The 16,394-nt window shown below is 55.6% G+C and carries 13 protein-coding genes; 1 reads left to right on the top strand and 12 read right to left on the bottom strand.

Translation table 11 applies throughout. The features are described 5' to 3' along the window. Positions 1-27: 27 nt before the first annotated feature. From ntrC to secA, 6 genes are all read right to left on the bottom strand, one after another. Complete coding sequence (gene ntrC, locus QEN43_RS17920; RefSeq protein WP_317963460.1) at positions 28-1,437, bottom strand: nitrogen regulation protein NR(I); 1,410 nt, start codon at positions 1,435-1,437, stop codon at positions 28-30. After that, positions 1,430-2,503, bottom strand: a complete 1,074-nt coding sequence (glnL, locus tag QEN43_RS17915; RefSeq protein ID WP_026609657.1) for a nitrogen regulation protein NR(II) — start codon at positions 2,501-2,503, stop codon at positions 1,430-1,432. The genes ntrC and glnL overlap by 8 nt, the downstream gene beginning before the upstream one ends. A gap of 307 nt (positions 2,504-2,810) precedes the next feature. Beyond that, positions 2,811-4,220, bottom strand: coding sequence for a glutamate--ammonia ligase (glnA, locus tag QEN43_RS17910; RefSeq protein ID WP_026609655.1), 1,410 nt, complete (start codon positions 4,218-4,220; stop codon positions 2,811-2,813). Positions 4,221-4,384: 164 nt separating this feature from the next. Continuing rightward, positions 4,385-5,332, bottom strand: a complete 948-nt coding sequence (locus tag QEN43_RS17905; RefSeq protein WP_026609654.1) for a Nudix family hydrolase — start codon at positions 5,330-5,332, stop codon at positions 4,385-4,387. 21 nt (positions 5,333-5,353) lie between these two features. After that, positions 5,354-6,565, bottom strand: a complete 1,212-nt coding sequence (gene argJ / locus QEN43_RS17900) for a bifunctional glutamate N-acetyltransferase/amino-acid acetyltransferase ArgJ (RefSeq protein WP_026609653.1) — start codon at positions 6,563-6,565, stop codon at positions 5,354-5,356. A gap of 11 nt (positions 6,566-6,576) precedes the next feature. Next, a complete protein-coding gene (secA, locus tag QEN43_RS17895) occupies positions 6,577-9,300 on the bottom strand; it encodes a preprotein translocase subunit SecA (RefSeq protein WP_026609652.1) in 2,724 nt (907 codons plus the stop codon). A 178-nt stretch (positions 9,301-9,478) separates the two neighbouring features. On the opposite strand from secA, the gene QEN43_RS17890 reads away from it, so the two are divergent. Further along, complete coding sequence (locus QEN43_RS17890; protein ID WP_051331520.1) at positions 9,479-9,943, top strand: DciA family protein; 465 nt, start codon at positions 9,479-9,481, stop codon at positions 9,941-9,943. A 302-nt stretch (positions 9,944-10,245) separates the two neighbouring features. Here the strand turns inward: QEN43_RS17890 and lpxC are convergent, their stop codons facing one another. The 6 genes from lpxC to murB form a co-directional block, all read right to left on the bottom strand. Beyond that, positions 10,246-11,160 carry a UDP-3-O-acyl-N-acetylglucosamine deacetylase gene (lpxC, locus tag QEN43_RS17885; RefSeq protein WP_026609651.1) on the bottom strand — a complete coding sequence of 305 codons (915 nt, stop codon included), beginning with the start codon at positions 11,158-11,160 and terminating at the stop codon, positions 10,246-10,248. 135 nt (positions 11,161-11,295) lie between these two features. Further along, a complete protein-coding gene (ftsZ, locus tag QEN43_RS17880; RefSeq protein ID WP_026609650.1) occupies positions 11,296-12,441 on the bottom strand; it encodes a cell division protein FtsZ in 1,146 nt (381 codons plus the stop codon). Between the two features lie 45 nt (positions 12,442-12,486). Beyond that, positions 12,487-13,722, bottom strand: a complete 1,236-nt coding sequence (gene ftsA, locus QEN43_RS17875) for a cell division protein FtsA (RefSeq protein ID WP_026609649.1) — start codon at positions 13,720-13,722, stop codon at positions 12,487-12,489. 25 nt (positions 13,723-13,747) lie between these two features. Next, complete coding sequence (locus QEN43_RS17870; protein ID WP_051331519.1) at positions 13,748-14,530, bottom strand: cell division protein FtsQ/DivIB; 783 nt, start codon at positions 14,528-14,530, stop codon at positions 13,748-13,750. Next, positions 14,517-15,473, bottom strand: coding sequence for a D-alanine--D-alanine ligase (locus tag QEN43_RS17865; protein WP_026609648.1), 957 nt, complete (start codon positions 15,471-15,473; stop codon positions 14,517-14,519). Before QEN43_RS17865 ends, QEN43_RS17870 begins: the two co-directional genes overlap by 14 nt. After that, a complete protein-coding gene (murB, locus tag QEN43_RS17860) occupies positions 15,470-16,381 on the bottom strand; it encodes a UDP-N-acetylmuramate dehydrogenase (RefSeq protein ID WP_026609647.1) in 912 nt (303 codons plus the stop codon). Before murB ends, QEN43_RS17865 begins: the two co-directional genes overlap by 4 nt. Positions 16,382-16,394: the final 13 nt, after the last annotated feature.

Raw genomic sequence — 16,394 nt, 5'->3', positions numbered from 1 at the left:
GTGTTGAGGCTGACTGCCAGCCGATCCTTATACGTCCAGACTCAGCTCGCTGATCTTTCGCGTCAACGTATTGCGACCATAACCCAGGAGTTTAGCGGCCTCCTGGCGGCGGCCACGGGTGAATCGCAGCGCGGTGGAAATCAAAATGCCCTCGGCGGAATCGATCGCTTCCTTTGCTACGTTCCTATCCCCGCGCCTCAACCGCTTGTCGACCCATTCCCGAAAACATTCCTCCCAATTATCGACGACCGTGGGGGTGCTCGCCTTGGTACTCAGCAACTCCGGCGGGAGATCGTCCAGATGAACCTCCTTGCCCGCCGCCATAACCGTGATCCAGCGGCAGGTATTCTCCAGCTGGCGTACATTACCCGGCCAGTCGAGCCTGCAGAGGTAGTCCTCCACCTCCGGCAACAGAACTTTCGTTTCAACCTTCAGTTCTTGACTCGCTTCCTTCAGGAAGTGGTTTAGCAACAAAGGAATATCCTGGCGTCGCTCGCGTAAAGGCGGGAGGTGAATGCGGATGACATTTAGACGGTGGTACAAGTCTTCCCTGAAGCGCCCCTCGGCAACCAGCGCATCCAAATTTTGGTGAGTCGCGGCGATGATACGGACGTCCACCTTGACCGGCGCGTGAGCACCGACGGGAAAAAACTCGCCTTCGGCCAGGACACGCAGCAACCGAGTTTGCAAATCGGCCGGCATGTCACCGATTTCATCCAGAAACAACGTACCTCCATCGGCTTGTTCGAAACGCCCGGCCCGACGAGCCTGAGCACCGGTGAATGCACCGCGTTCATGGCCGAACAGTTCCGATTCCAGCAGATCGCGCGGAATGGCGGCCATGTTGAGAGCGATAAACGGTTTGTCCGCTCGTGGACTGTGGCGATGCAGGGCGCGGGCGACCAATTCTTTGCCGGTGCCCGATTCACCGTTGATCAAAACCGTGATGTGAGAGCGGGCAAGGCGGGCGATGGCGCGAAAAACCTCCTGCATGGCCGGTGCCTCCCCGATGATTTCCGGCGTTTTTTCCGGCGTCTCAGGCGGTCTTTGCTCTTGCCGCGCCCTTTGGCTTTGAGCGCAGGCACGACGAACTAAGTCGACGGCATCGTCCACATCGAAAGGCTTGGGCAAATATTCGAATGCGCCGCCATGAAAAGCGGAAACCGCGCTCTCCAGATCCGAGTGCGCCGTCATGATGATGATGGGCAGCTGCGGGTATTTGATCTGCAACTGCCGTAAGAGCTCGAGCCCGTCCATACCGGGCATTCGGATATCGGTCAGGACGGCGTCGGGCACGCCATGATCGAGCGCATCGAGCAAGCCATTGGCGTTGGAAAAGCAACGCGTATGTATCGACGCCTTCTGAAGAGCTTTTTCCAGCACCCATCGGATCGAGCGATCATCATCCACCACCCATACTTGGGCTGAACTACTCATGTTCCTTCTCCAAAGGCAGGAAAATAGAAAAAACCGTATTGCCCGGGGAACTCGAGCACTCGACTAATCCGCCGTGCTGATTGATCAGGGACTGCGCGATCGACAGCCCCAGGCCGGTACCGTCAGCGCGCCCGGTCACCATCGGGTAGAAAATCTGGCCGAGCAGTTCCGGCTTGATGCCCGGTCCATCATCTATTATGTCGATCTTTACGGCCATTGGGTTGCGGCGGTGGCCGATCGTAACCTGGCGGTGAATCCGCGTGCGGATAAGGATATGCCCTTTCTGTCCTACCGCCTGTGCGGCATTGCGCACGATGTTCAAGATCGCCTGAATCAGCTGATCGTTGTCGCCATTCACCAAGGGTATACTCGGGTCATAGTCTCTTTCGATGACGACGCTTGGCGGTGCTTCCACTTGCACCAATTGGCGAACCCGTTCCAGCACCTGGTGGATATTGAGCCGGCTTTTCCGAGGCGGTTTGTTGGGCTCGAGCATCCGATCGATAAGTAACTGTAGCCGGTCGGATTCATCCATGATGATTTTCGTATATTCCCGCAGCTCTTCTTCGACCAACTCTCTGTCGAGCAACTGAGCCGCGCCGCGCAAACCGCCCAACGGGTTCTTTATCTCATGGGCCAAGCCGCGCAGCAGCATACGGGCGGCGTTTTGCTGCGCGAGAAGCTGTTCTTCCATGGATATACGGAGGTGCCGGTCCACCTGTTCGATCTGCACGAGCGCAGCAACCGGCTTGTCCTGTTCCAGCATCGGCGTGATTGTAAAGTTTACGGTAATGGCCTGAGATGGAAGACCCAAGGCTAGATTTCGTTTGGTCAACGATTCCCCTTGCTGCAAGGTCCGTTTTAGATCACGCTCAATATTCTGATCGTACAGAAAGAATAGTTCTTTCGCGCTTGTACCGAGAACCTGTCGCGAACTCACGGCCAGCAGCATTTCTCCCGCGACGTTGATGTAAATCAAACGGTACCCGGGATCGAAGACCAATACAGCGTCGGTTAGATGATCGAGAATGCGCTGATAAAGCGCGACCGGATCTGGATTATTCATTACCGCTTGCAAAGCAAGATAAGGGCCAACGATTTTTCGAAGAAGCTATTTTGAGCAGGAGCGTATGGGTACCTATGAACGCGAACATCAAGCGACCGCTCCGCACGAACCCAAAATGCACCATCGTGGTGCATTTTGGACCAGTTTACCGGAAAATCTGTTCCGGATGAGGCATGGTTCAGATTTAGCGAATAATAAATCCCGCCGAAAGGCTCGTACTCCGCTACGATGTCTTCCGATCCGCCGGGATTTAGGCGCAAAAAAACGCCCCAAAAAGGGGCGTTTTGAGTCTCGAGTCGAACGAGCCCTAGAGGCTGTAATACATATCGTATTCGACCGGATGCGTGCTCATACGCAGGCGGGTAACTTCTTGCATTTTGAGGTCGATGTAAGCATCGATCGCATCGTTGGTAAACACCCCCCCGCGGGTCAGGAACTCGCGGTCCGCGCTCAGTGCTTCTAGCGCCATATCGAGCGCATGACAAACCTGCGGGATCTCCCTTGCTTCTTCCGGCGGCAGATCGTAAAGGTCCTTGTCCATGGCATCGCCCGGATGGATCTTGTTCTGAATACCGTCCAGCCCAGCCATCAACATAGCCGCAAAGGCGAAATACGGATTCGCGGTGGAATCCGGGAAGCGAACCTCGATACGGCGTGCTTTCGGATTGATGATATACGGCACCCGGATGGACGCCGAACGATTGCGCGCGGAGTAGGCCAGCATAACCGGCGCTTCGAAACCGGGGACCAGGCGCTTATAGCTGTTGGTCGACGCGTTGCAGAAGGCATTCAAGGCTCTAGCGTGCTTGATGATGCCACCGATGTAGAACAGGGCCAATTCGGAGAGACCGCCGTACAAGTCTCCGCTGAATAGGTTCACCCCTTCTTTAGCCAGGGATTGGTGAACGTGCATGCCGTTACCGTTATCACCGACCAATGGTTTCGGCATGAATGTGGCCGTCTTACCATAAGCGTGGGCGACATTCTGCACCACATATTTGAGAATGAGAACTTCGTCGGCTTTCTTTACAAGCGTATTACACTTGACGCCGATCTCGCATTGCCCGGCGGTCGCCACTTCGTGGTGATGAACCTCGACCGTCAGCCCCATATCTTCCAGCGTATTGCACATCGCTGAGCGCAAATCCTGCATGGAATCCACGGGCGGCACCGGGAAGTATCCCCCTTTGACGCTCGGGCGATGACCGATATTGCCGTTTTCGTAAACTTTCTCGGTATTCCAGCTGGCTTCTTCGGAATCGACTTTGTAGAAGGCACCCTGAATGGAAACGCTCCAGCGCACGTCGTCGAAAACGAAGAACTCGTTTTCCGGCCCAAATAAGGCCGTGTCCGCGATTCCGGTGGATTTCAGGTAAGCTTCGGCGCGCTTCGCGATCGACCGTGGGTCGCGATCGTATCCCTGCATCGTCGCCGGTTCCACGATGTCACAGCGAAGAATCAGGGTTGGATCGTCCAAGAACGGATCCATAACCGCCGTTGTCGGGTCGGGCATAAGAATCATGTCCGACTCGTTGATGCTTTTCCAGCCCGCGATAGACGAACCGTCAAACATCTTGCCGTCTTCAAATAAGTCTTCGTCGACAGTATTCGCCGGAACCGTCACATGCTGTTCCTTGCCGCGGGTATCGGCAAATCTCAAATCGACATATTTGACCTCCTTTTCCTTCATCAGCTGGAGTACATCTTTTGGCGTCATTTTTTTCTCCCGAATTTTAGGGTGGTATAAATCTCAAGCGGATTAACTAACAAAAACCATACCAGCGAAAAAATGCTTTGATTCTCCGAAATTACATTAGTGCGACGACGCTGGCACTAAACTAAATGACCTATTTTGGTGCACCTGACCTTTTACGGTGCATCCTATCGAAGAAAACCTCGGATAGCCGCCACGCCTTGAGCGCCATGCCATCTCGCGACCTCAATATCTGCTGGCGATAGCCCCCCTAAAGCGAAGACCGGGAGGTTTACCTGATCCACCAGTTCGGCGAAACGTTTCCATCCTAGCGGCTTGGCTGCCGGGTGCGTGGGCGTGGGCAGCACCGGGGCAAGAACGGCCAGATCGACGCCGATCCGCTCCGCATGTCTCAGCTCACGCAGATCGTGGCAAGATGCGGCAACCCAACGATCCTGCTCTAATGGCCGTCCATTCAGACGCATGAGCCTCTCTGCCGTGAGATGTACACCTGCAGCCGATGTTCTGGAAACCCATTCGGGATCCGCGTTCAGCAACAAGGTTACGCCCCGGGCCCGGCAATAGTCCTCAGCGAATTCAGCCAATGCCTCATATCGGTGCACAGCTAAGCGCCGCGCCCGTAATTGGATCAGCTCTATGCCTTGCGAAACGATACGGTACAGGCGCTCGCGCAAGACCGCTTCATCGCCCGATTCATCGTCCAGAATCGCGTATCGATCGGGAAGCCTCGCGGCCGTGACAATGGGTCGATTCGCCGCAGGAAACACAAACCGAGGCAGATCGTCGGGCGAAACCCAACGAATCGGTTGTCCCTGCATGCCCACGGGCGTACCGTCAAACCGGTCCACCCGCCACACGTCAAGCAGAACGCGCCGCTCCGGATAAGTGTGGCGAATTCGGATCAAAGGCGATGTGTCGATAACCTTGAGGTTGAGTTCTTCGTAGATCTCCCGGCTCAAAGCTTCCCTTGCCGTCTCACCGGGTTCCAGCTTGCCGCCCGGGAACTCCCAGAGATCGCCTTGGTGGACATGGGCTGGACGCTTCGCAATGAGAATTTCGCCACGGTCGTTACGAATAACGCCGGCAGCAACATGTAGCTCTGAGCAATCGCTCACGCGTCCGACAATGAGGTTGGTTCAGGTTCGATATTCCGCATTGATGCGGACGTAATCGTAAGAGAGGTCACAGGTTAGTACGCGTTGACGCGCGCTCCCCCTTCCCAGCGCAACCCGAATCAGAATATCGTTTTCAGACATCACGGAACGTCCGGCTTCCTCGCTGTAACTCGCGGCGCGTCCGCCGTTTTCCACGATCAGCACGTCCCCGAGCCAGATCGACACACGGGAAATATCGAGATCAACGCAACCCGACCGACCAATCGCGGCCAAAATACGTCCCCAATTCGGATCACTGGCAAAAAAAGCGGTCTTGACCAGGGGCGAATGGGCGATGGTCTTGGCCACTTGGCGCGCCTCGGCCTCGTTACGGGCCTGCTCGACCTCTATCCGCATCAGCTTGGTAGCACCCTCGCCGTCCCGTACGATGGCTTCGGCCAACGCCTCGCAAACCTCCCGTACTGCTCGGGACAGGAGTTGAAAATCCGCGCTCTCTTGGTTCAGCAACGGATTGCCGGCCGCGCCTGTCGCCAATAACACGCAGGCGTCGTTGGTCGAGGTGTCGCCATCCACTGTGATCAGATTGAAAGAGCTGTCCACGGCCTCGCTCAAACAAGCTTGTAAGCTTGCCTGCTCGACGTTCGCATCGGTAGCGATGAAAGCCAACATGGTGGCCATATTGGGATGAATCATACCGGCGCCTTTGGCAATACCGGTGACGGTCACGGGCACACCCGACAAATCGAAGGTACGGCTCACGCCTTTCGGTCGAGTGTCGGTTGTCATAATCGCGCGCGCAGCCCGAGCCCACCCCATTTCGTCCAAGGCGCTTAAGGCTTCGGGTAAAGCCGATTCGATCTTTTCTACAGGAAGATACTCGCCGATAACGCCCGTCGAAAAAGGGAGCACTCGCTCGGCAGGACTGCCGGTCAAACGCGCCAATGCCCGGCAGGTGCGGCGAGCATCGTCCAGTCCCCGTTGGCCGGTGCCGGCATTGGCATTGCCGGAATTCACCAAAAGCCAGCGCGGGTGGTGGCCGAGGTGTTCCCTTGCCACGATGACAGGAGCGGCGCAAAAGGCATTTTGGGTAAAAACCGCAGCACAAATAGACCCCTCGGCCGCTTCGATCACCACGAGATCGTCGCGATCATTCCGCTTGATACCAGCGCACGCCGAGCCAAGCCGAACCCCCTTTACTTTCCGCACATTCAATTCTTCGCTTGCTACGCTCATGCGCCGCTATTTCAATCCAGTTTGCCGTGACAATGCTTGAATTTCTTCCCGGAACCGCAAGGACAAGGTTCGTTGCGCCCGACTTTTGCAACATCCCGGATATAAGGCTGTGCGGGCCGGGGTTTGACCGGCTTTTCCACGATTTCCGCTTCTTCGGGTTCAGCAGTCAGCGCGTGCGCCTCGGCGTGTTCGAAATGCATTTCTTGCGGTACGGCACGGCGCTGCTCCTCCATAACGACCACTTCCTCCTCGCTGTGCACCTGGACTTTAGACACAATACCGATCACCTCGTGTTTGATGCCATCCAGCATCGAGGTGAACATCTCGAACGCCTCGCGTTTGTACTCCTGTTTCGGATCCTTCTGTGCGTAACCTCGCAGATGAATGCCTTGGCGCAAGTGGTCCATGGCTGCCAGATGCTCTTTCCAGGCGTTATCGAGAACTTGCAGCATGACCGTTTTCTCGAAATGGCGCATGACCGGTTCGCCGATCGCGGCACTTTTTTCCCGGTAAATCGTTTCCATCTGGTCGATGATTTTCGCTAGCAAACGGTTCTCGTCCAGGCGCGAATCCTCATCCAACCATTGCTGCACAGGCAACTTCGCCCCGAATTCCCGCAACAGTGTTTCCTCCAGTCCTTTGACGTCCCACTGCTCTTCCAAGGTATGCGGCGGAATGAACTGGGTGAATATCTGGCCAAGGACATCGCGGCGCATGTTGGTAATCGCCTCGGAAATATCGTCAGCCTCCATCAGTTCGTCACGCATGTGGTACACCACCTTGCGCTGATCGTTGGCGACGTTGTCATACTCCAGCAACTGCTTGCGAATGTCGAAGTTGCGCGCCTCCACCTTACGTTGCGCGCTCTCGATAGCCCGTGTCACCCACGGGTGCTCGATCGCCTCACCTTCCTTCATACCCAGCTTCTGCATCAGAACCGCCACCCGGTCGGAAGCAAAAATGCGCATCAAAGGATCTTCCAGGGACAAATAGAATCGTGACGAACCGGGGTCACCCTGCCGTCCGGACCTTCCCCTCAACTGATTGTCGATACGCCGCGATTCGTGTCTCTCCGACCCGATGACATGCAACCCCCCGGCTTCTACGACCTGGGCATGACGGGCTTTCCACTCTTCTTTCAAGCGGGCCACAGTTGCCTGATCGTTGGGATCGACTGACGCCAAATCCTCTTCCAGGCTGCCTCCGAGAACGATATCGGTACCGCGCCCAGCCATATTAGTCGCAATAGTCACCGCACCGGGCTTGCCGGCCTGCGCGATGATGTGGGCCTCCTTCTCGTGATGTTTAGCGTTCAGTACCTGATGTGGAATACCCTCTTTACGCAGCAGCCCCGAGAGAAACTCCGAGTTTTCGATGGATGTGGTTCCCACCAGTACCGGTTGGCCGCGTTTCACACACCCGCGGATATCCTCGATGATGGCGTTGTATTTCTCTCGAACGGTCAGATAAACCAGATCGCCGAGATCTTGCCGAATCATGGGACGGTTGGTTGGGATGACGACGACTTCCAGGCCGTAGATTTGATGAAATTCGGCCGCCTCGGTGTCGGCCGTACCGGTCATGCCTGCCAGTTTGTCGTAAAGCCGGAAATAATTCTGAAACGTGATGGAAGCCAGCGTCTGATTTTCGTTTTGGACCGGCACGTTCTCCTTCGCCTCAACGGCCTGATGCAGACCTTCGGACCACCGACGTCCCGGCATCGCGCGACCGGTAAACTCATCTACGATGATGACCTGATTGTCCCGAACGATATAGTCGACGTCCCGCTGGAACAGCGCATGCGCCCTCAGACTCGCGTTGATGTAATGCATGAGCCGGATATTAACCGCGTCGTACAGACTTTCATCCGCATTGATCAGCCCTTGCTGAACCAGCAACTTCTCGATGCGCTCGTGGCCCTCTTCAGTGAGATAAACCTGCCGGGATTTTTCGTCGACGGTGTAATCGCCGTGGGCGCCTTCCTTTTCCTGGCGCTTAAGGTGAGGTATGAGCGCGTTGATCTTGTGGTACAGGTCGCTACGGTCCTCGGTCGGTCCTGAAATAATCAGGGGCGTCCGTGCCTCGTCGATCAAAATGGAGTCAACTTCGTCGACGATCGCGAAATACCTATCTCGCTGTACCCTTTGATCCCGGGAAAACGCCATATTGTCCCGGAGGTAATCAAAACCGAACTCGTTGTTGGTGCCATAGGTGATGTCGGCCGCGTAGGATGCACGACGCTCCTCCGCGCTAAGGCCGCTTATGATGACACCCACAGATAGTCCGAGAAAATTGTAGATCTTTCCCATCCACTCGGCGTCGCGGCGCGCTAGATAGTCGTTGACGGTCACGACATGCACGCCTCTACCGGGCAGTGCATTCAGGTACGCCGCCAAGGTGGCGACCAGCGTCTTACCTTCGCCGGTCTTCATTTCCGCGATTTTGCCGTCGTGGAGAACCATCCCGCCGATGAGCTGAACATCGAAGTGGCGCATATTTAAAACGCGCGAAGACGCCTCCCTGACGGCGGCGAAAGCCTCTGGCAACAAATCGTCGAGCGTTTCGCCTTCGTTCAGACGTTGCCTGAACTCTTGGGTCTTTTGCCGTAACGCATCATCCGACAGACTCTGGAACTGCGGTTCCAGGGCATTGATCTTCTTGACGAGTTTGCGTTTTCTATTGATGATTCTTTCGTTGCGACTGCCAACGATTTTTTTTACCAGCTTGCCAAGCATTGCGGTTTAATTCCGAGTCCAAACGAATAAACAATCAAACGATGATACCGCAAATCCACAGTATTTATAATGAGTTCAGAGTCTCATCGAGCTTTATCAGGAGTCGAAGGAAAGAGCCCTCAGCAAAGGTGGGTTCGATTCGGCAAACCACCGGGCCGTCACCGGATTGAAGTCTAAAATGCACCGCCCCGAACCCGTTGCGGGGCTCTGCCAAGGGGCCGCGCTTCAACTGATCCGCGCTCAGATCGAAAAGCACCGTCAGATACTCGATGCAGCCAGAAAGGCACTGCCGAAGTTTCTCGCCGACCATTGCATAGATTGCGTCATAAAGCCGGACCGGCTGATTCTCTACGTAGACTCGCCGGCTTGGGCCGCACAAATTCGATTCTACGCACCGCACCTCTTATCCACGGTCCAACAGTCGACCGGCCATCGGTTTCAGGACTTGGTAACCCGTAACACTTTTCCCGTCACTACAAAGCCGCGGCGCAAACCTATCGGCGTCTCGTCGCCTGGATTCGTGGCCAAACTCTTGAAAGATTGCGCATTGTCATCGCCGTCTGGGGAACTCAAGGACGCGCTATTACGGCTGAGCCAAACGGTGCTTACGCTAAGGAACTCGCCGTCCCAAGAAATCGATTGAACCAAAACGGCGGCTGGTGCCATGACAGGCCCGGACTCGCCCGGTCAACGAACTATGCCGGAGAAGCCGAATCTGCGCGCTCACCTTACGCTCGTGAAACAAGGAAGAAATTTTTGACCAAAATGCCGTTTTAGGGCGAATAACACGCCGATGATAAGCTCCCCAGCCCCAGGGAATTAGGATTGCTCGGGAAACGAGCGGTGCGGCGGATAATTCGACATCGGCCTCGCTGCCACAGTTCCGTTTAGGATTCGGTTTCGATTGATCATAGAGCCCAGAAAAGGCTCGGAACTAAACGTGAATCAACCGGCGGCCTGGGCTGCTCTCATGAAATAAATCGGCAACACGTCATCTTCCATGTAAGTCACCAATTCCCAAGCATCTTTCTGCTTGAGCAACTCCATAAGCAAGCGATTGTTCAGACCGTGCCCGGATTTATGGCCGGTAAACGAACCGATAAGGCTGTGCCCCAAAAGATAAAGGTCTCCAATCGCATCCAAAATCTTGTGTTTCACAAATTCATCCGCGCAACGCAAACCATCTTCGTTCAAAACACGATAATTATCCACCACGATAGCGTTATCCATGCTGCCGCCCAAGGCCAATCGCCGTTTGCGCAGGGCTTCGATATCGCGCATGAAACCGAAGGTTCTCGCGCGGCTCACTTCCTTCACGAAAGACGTAGAAGAAAAGTCGATGCTGGCTGTCTGTACCTCCTTGCGAAACGCGGGGTGCTCGAAGTCGATCGTGAAAGTGACTTTAAAGCCTTCGTATGGTTCAAAACTAGCCCATTTGTCGCCGTCTTCGACCTTCAGTTTGCGTTTGATCCTGATGAAGCGCTTCGGTGCGTTTTGTTCCTGGACGCCGGCCGATTGAATGAGAAATACAAACGGCCCTGCGCTACCATCCATGATGGGGACTTCCGGGGCACTGACATCGACGTAGGCATTGTCGATGCCCAGCCCCGCGAAGGCAGACAAGAGGTGCTCGACGGTGGAAATTTTCACATCACCCTTGACAAGGGTCGTTGACAGGGTGGTTTCGCCGACATTTTCCGGTCTCGCCTCGATTATGACGGGTTCAGGCAAATCCACGCGGCGGAATACGATACCAACGTTCGGAGCAGCTGGACGAAGGGTCAAATAAACCTTCTCCCCGGTGTGCAGCCCGACGCCGGTACCTCTGATGACATTTTTAAGTGTTCTTTGCCTGATCATTCGATTCACCTGTCTTGTTCTAATTATCCCCCAAAAATCCTTCATACAGCCCTGCATAGTCAAGCTGCTTAGGCGGGACAACCTGCAGGGCAGAAAGGAGCGACGGGGCGGACCGAAACGTCCCCACTAACTTCTTCAGTCGGCTTGGCGCCGCAAAAATGCCGGGATATCCAAATAATCAAGGTCCATATCTTTCTTCGTCTCCGCGCGTACATCGTGCTTGGGTTGCTTGCGGATTACCGTCGGACGCTGTAACTGGTCATAATCGATTTCACCGGTGTGCTTATGCACCAATTTGATCGGCGCCTCGTTGGTCTGGCGCTGGTTGCTCAAACCCGTAGCAACCACTGTAACCCTCACTTCGTCATCCAACTCCGGATCGATGGCGGTACCGATCACGACGATCGCATCATCCGAAGCGAAGTCTCTTATCGCGTCGCCCACTTCGTTGAATTCGCCTATGGAGAGCGTCTGGCATGCGGTCACATTGACCAGAACGCCGCGCGCACCTTGCAGATTAATGTCTTCGAGCAAGGGGCTGGCGATGGCCTTTTCCGCAGCCTGGCGCGCGCGGTGTTCGCCTGTCCCGACGCCAGTACCCATCATGGCCATCCCCATCTCGGACATTACCGTACGCACGTCGGCAAAATCCACGTTGATGAGCCCTGGGCGGGTGATGAGATCGGCAATGCCCTGCACAGCGCCAAGCAAAACGTCGTTCGCTGCGGCAAATGCGTTGATCAGACTGACGTCTTTACCCAACACCGTCAGAAGCTTCTCGTTCGGAATCGTAATCAGCGAATCGACGAACTGCCCGAGTTCCTCAATGCCCTTTTCGGCCACGCTGCGGCGTTTCTTACCCTCGAATGGAAACGGTTTGGTTACAACAGCAACCGTAAGAATACCGGCCTCCTTGGCAATCTCGGCAATCACAGGCGCCGCTCCCGTCCCGGTTCCGCCCCCCATACCGGCCGTAATGAAAACCATGTCGGCTCCTTCCAGAACTTCCATGATGCGATCGCGGTCGTCCAATGCCGCCTGCCGACCGATTTCCGGGTTCGCTCCCGCCCCTAATCCTTTGGTCAGCGCATTTCCCAATTGAATCACCGATTTTGCCTTAATACTCTTTAATGCTTGCGCATCGGTATTGGCGCATATGAATTCGACCCCTTCGACATGGCTGTTGACCATATGATTTACGGCGTTTCCGCCACCACCACCGACCCCGATAACCTTGATTACCGCATTTTGGCTATAAGAATCCACTAATTCGAATTGCATTGTTTCCACCCCGTTTTAAACTCACTTCCACTCGAATTTTCAATCCTAAAAATTCCCCGTGAACCAATTTTTCATCCTTGCCAACAACCCTCTGATGCCGGTTCCCAAAGGCATGTATCTCCCTGCCAGCGCCTGGTGCTGATTGCCGAACAAAAGCAATCCGACGCCGGTCGCATAAATCGGATTGCGAATCACATCGGTCAGACCGGTGACGTATTGCGGCAAACCCAAGCGTACCGGCATGTGAAAAATTTCTTCCGCTAACTCGACTAATCCCTCGACCTTGGCGCTACCACCGCTCAGCACGATCCCGGCCGCGATCAAATCCTCGAAACCGCTCCGGCGCAGTTCCTGCTGCACTAGCAACAGCAACTCCTCGTAACGCGGCTCGACAATTTCAGCGAGATTCAGGCGGGAAATCTGGCGCGCCGGTCTATCGCCGATGCTGGGTACCTCGATCGTGTCCTCCAGCTTGGCCAATTGGGTTAACGCACAGGCGTGTTTGATCTTGATTTCTTCGGCAAACTGGGTTGGCGTTCTAAGCGCGACTGCAATATCGTTCGTCACCTGATCGCCGGCAATGGGAATGACGGCCGTATGGCGAATCGCTCCGTCGGTGAATACCGCGACGTCGGTTGTGCCGCCGCCGATATCCACCAAGCAAACCCCGAGCTCCTTCTCGTCCTCTGTCAACACAGCTGTACAAGACGCGAGCTGTTCCAGAATGATGTCTTCGACTTCGAGACCACAGCGTCGAATGCACTTGACGATGTTTTGTGCCGCACTGACCGCCCCGGTAACGATATGCACACGGGCTTCGAGACGGATCCCGGACATGCCGACGGGCTCCTTGATCCCTTCCTGACGATCGATGACAAACTCCTGCGGCAGAATGTGAAGGATCTTCTGATCCGCCGGAATGGCCACCGCGCGCGCCGAATCGATCACGCGATCCACGTCGCTCTGAGTGACTTCCTTATCCTTGATGGCAACGATGCCGTGCGAATTCATGCTGTTGATATGGCTACCCGCGATCCCCGCATAGACCGACTGAATCCGGCAACCCGCCATCAGTTCGGCTTCCTCGACGGCCCGCTGGATCGATTGCACCGTAGTCTCTAGATTGACCACCACCCCTTTTTTTAAGCCACGGGACGGGTGCGTTCCGATGCCCACCACCTCAATTTCACCGTCTTCGTTCAGCTCGCCGACAATGCAAGCGACCTTGGAGGTGCCGATGTCCAAACCGACGATGAGATTTCGATCTGATTTTCTAGCCATTGGATGAATCTTTTCTCAATTCAAGTCAGGAATACGCCCTGCTCCGAATTCGGCTTCGCTCCAAGCGGTCCGACCGCATCAGGGAAACCTGATCCGCTCCGGATTGCGGCCGGAAAATCACTGCGAATCCGTTCGGGTAGCGCAAGTCCACTTTCTGGAGCGCCGCAGTACGCGCCTCGCCCAGGCGCGGCAACAGGCCCAAAAGGCGCTCCAAAGCACGGACGGGATCCTGCTTTCCGAACTCGATCTCCATGCCGCTCGTCAGACGAGCGCTCCACGCCCTCCGCCCCGTAAGCCTGAGAGCATCGACCCGCATCCCTTTCTGTTTCAACGTTCTGTTCAATCGATAAAGCGTGTTCAAAAGCTGCTTCTCCTGCCCTGGCGGACCGTCGAGCATAGGCAAGCTTGCGTACGCTTGAATGTTTCCAGGCGAAAACCGCGTTCCGCGATCATTGATCAAACTGCCGTCGTGGGTTCGGGCAACCGGTTTTTGCTCAACGATTTTCAACACCAGGGTATCGGGCCAAAGCCGCGTCACCTGCACGCGATCCAACCAGGGAAATGATTTCGCGGCATCTTCTATGCCACGCAAATTGACTTGAAGATATCCGACTTGGGTCAACGGCAGCAGCGTCCTTTCGAACGCCTCCACATCGAGATTTCGGATCTCGCCCTCGACACGCACATAACGTATAGGCATAAGCCCTTTGAGCGCGCTGAAATCGTTGCTGATCGCCGCAAATGTGCAAAGAGCCGAAAGCCCCAAGAAGTACGACACCCTGACGGGCAATTTTCTAGACCGCGGCATCGCCCTCTCCGCCGCGCCGAAAACTCGTTTCCAATATCCGCCAAGTCAATTCCTCGAACGACAAGCCGGCCGCCCTGGCCGCCATCGGAACCAAACTGTGATCGGTCATGCCGGGGACCGTATTGACTTCGATCAACCACGGCTGATCATTTTGATCGACCAGAAAGTCCACCCGAGCCCAGCCGGTAACACCCAGTGTGTCGCAAGCTTGCAAAGCCAGTTGCTGAAGCGCCGTCTCCTTTTCGAGCGGAAGTCCAGTGGGGCAATGATAGCGAGTCGTCTCAGCGCGGTATTTGGCATCGAAATCGTAAAAGGCACGCGGCGTTTCCAAGCGAATCAGCGGTAAGGCCTCGCCATCGAGTATGCTCGCGGTATATTCCTGACCGACGATCCAAGTCTCGGCAAAAACCGCGCAATTATAGTGTGAAGCGCGTTCCCACGCTTCTAACAGTTCATTCTTGTTTTCGGCCCGCCCCATACCGATGCTGGATCCCTCCTGAGCGGGTTTCACAATCACCGGGAACCCCAGGAAATCCGCGCACCGATCCGCGTCCTCGGGACCCCGAAGCTTCATCCAGCGTGGCGTCGGCAACCCGGCTCCGAGCCAGCACAGCTTAGTCCTGAGCTTGTCCATGCTCAGGGCAGAAGCCAGCACTCCACTGCCGGTATAGGGCAATCCTAAGGCTTCCAATGCGCCCTGTAGGACACCGTCTTCACCGCCACGGCCATGGATGATGTTGAACACGCGATCGAAACCTTGTCCGAGAAGCGGCTCGATCGGGTTTTCCCCAACGTCGATACCTACAGCATCAATGTTGTTATTCAACAAAGCTGCCAGTACCGCTTGACCGCTCTTCAAGGAAATTTCGCGCTCGGCGGCGGCTCCACCCATCAATACGGCGACACGTCCGAATTCGGCCGGATTCTGGATTCGCTTGTTCATTCACTCTCTCCTCGCGATCTTTCGCCTACGATCCGAACCTCCGGAACCAAGCGCTGCCCAAATTTCTCTTCTACCCTTGCCTGGATGAGCAATATCAGTGCCTCGATATCCGCTGCCGTGGCCGCGCCGGAGTTGATAATGAAATTGGCATGCTTCTCGGAAACATAAGCGCCTCCGATACGATACCCCTTTAACCCGCAGGCTTCGATGAGACGCGCCGCGTAATCACCTTGCGGGTTCCGGAACACTGAACCACAACTCGGCAAATTAATGGGCTGCGATGCGTTCCGTTTCGCCAACAAATCTCTGATTCGCTTGCGGCCGACCGCCGTGTCGCCGGACCGAAGCCGGAGTTCACAGGCCAGAAACCATTCATTTTCTGGCTTCTTCACACTACGGTAGCCGATGACAAAATCAGCCGGCTCGCGGTCCCACAACACGCCGGTACGATCGACCGTCAATATCCGTTGCACCAGCGACCATGTCTCGCCCCCGAACGCCCCTGCGTTCATCGCCAAAGCACCACCCATGGTCCCCGGAATCCCCGCCAAGAATTCGGCACCGGTTAACGCCTGTTCCAAACAGAACCGGGCAACGTGAGCGCAAGGCACGCCTACCTCAACATAAATGGATTGGTGGTCTTTGCGCCGAAGCTGTCTCAACCGGTTTCGGGTACAAATGACCGTACCTCTGATTCCCCCATCTCGGACCAGTAGATTACTGCCCAAACCCAACCAAAAAACCGGCTCATCGGGGTGAAGCGAGCGTAAAAACAGAATCAAATCGTCTGCATCTGCCGGCAAATAAAAACGATCGGCTGGTCCGCCAACACGCCAAGAGGTGTGGTTCGCCAGCGGCTCGTTAAAGCGCAGTTCGCCCCTCAGCCCTACCGGACGGGATGCGCTCACTCCGTCATTGCAA

The sequence above is a fragment of the Methylocaldum szegediense genome (genome assembly GCF_949769195.1).
In the GTDB taxonomy this organism is placed as follows: domain Bacteria; phylum Pseudomonadota; class Gammaproteobacteria; order Methylococcales; family Methylococcaceae; genus Methylocaldum; species Methylocaldum szegediense.
This window is presented reverse-complemented; position numbering and strand designations above follow the sequence as displayed.

Bases quoted from the DNA above. Each gene is read 5' to 3' on its own strand.
- ftsA (WP_026609649.1), bottom strand. From the start codon at position 13,722: ATGGCTAGAAAATCAGATCGAAATCTCATCGTCGGTTTGGACATCGGC.
- ftsZ (WP_026609650.1), bottom strand. From the start codon at position 12,441: ATGCAATTCGAATTAGTGGATTCTTATAGCCAAAATGCGGTAATCAAG.
- glnA (WP_026609655.1), bottom strand. From the start codon at position 4,220: ATGACGCCAAAAGATGTACTCCAGCTGATGAAGGAAAAGGAGGTCAAA.
- QEN43_RS17870 (WP_051331519.1), bottom strand. From the start codon at position 14,530: ATGCCGCGGTCTAGAAAATTGCCCGTCAGGGTGTCGTACTTCTTGGGG.
- lpxC (WP_026609651.1), bottom strand. From the start codon at position 11,160: ATGATCAGGCAAAGAACACTTAAAAATGTCATCAGAGGTACCGGCGTC.
- glnL (WP_026609657.1), bottom strand. From the start codon at position 2,503: ATGAATAATCCAGATCCGGTCGCGCTTTATCAGCGCATTCTCGATCAT.
- ntrC (WP_317963460.1), bottom strand. From the start codon at position 1,437: ATGAGTAGTTCAGCCCAAGTATGGGTGGTGGATGATGATCGCTCGATC.
- argJ (WP_026609653.1), bottom strand. From the start codon at position 6,565: ATGAGCGTAGCAAGCGAAGAATTGAATGTGCGGAAAGTAAAGGGGGTT.
- QEN43_RS17890 (WP_051331520.1), top strand. From the start codon at position 9,479: ATGCACCGCCCCGAACCCGTTGCGGGGCTCTGCCAAGGGGCCGCGCTT.
- secA (WP_026609652.1), bottom strand. From the start codon at position 9,300: ATGCTTGGCAAGCTGGTAAAAAAAATCGTTGGCAGTCGCAACGAAAGA.
- QEN43_RS17865 (WP_026609648.1), bottom strand. From the start codon at position 15,473: ATGAACAAGCGAATCCAGAATCCGGCCGAATTCGGACGTGTCGCCGTA.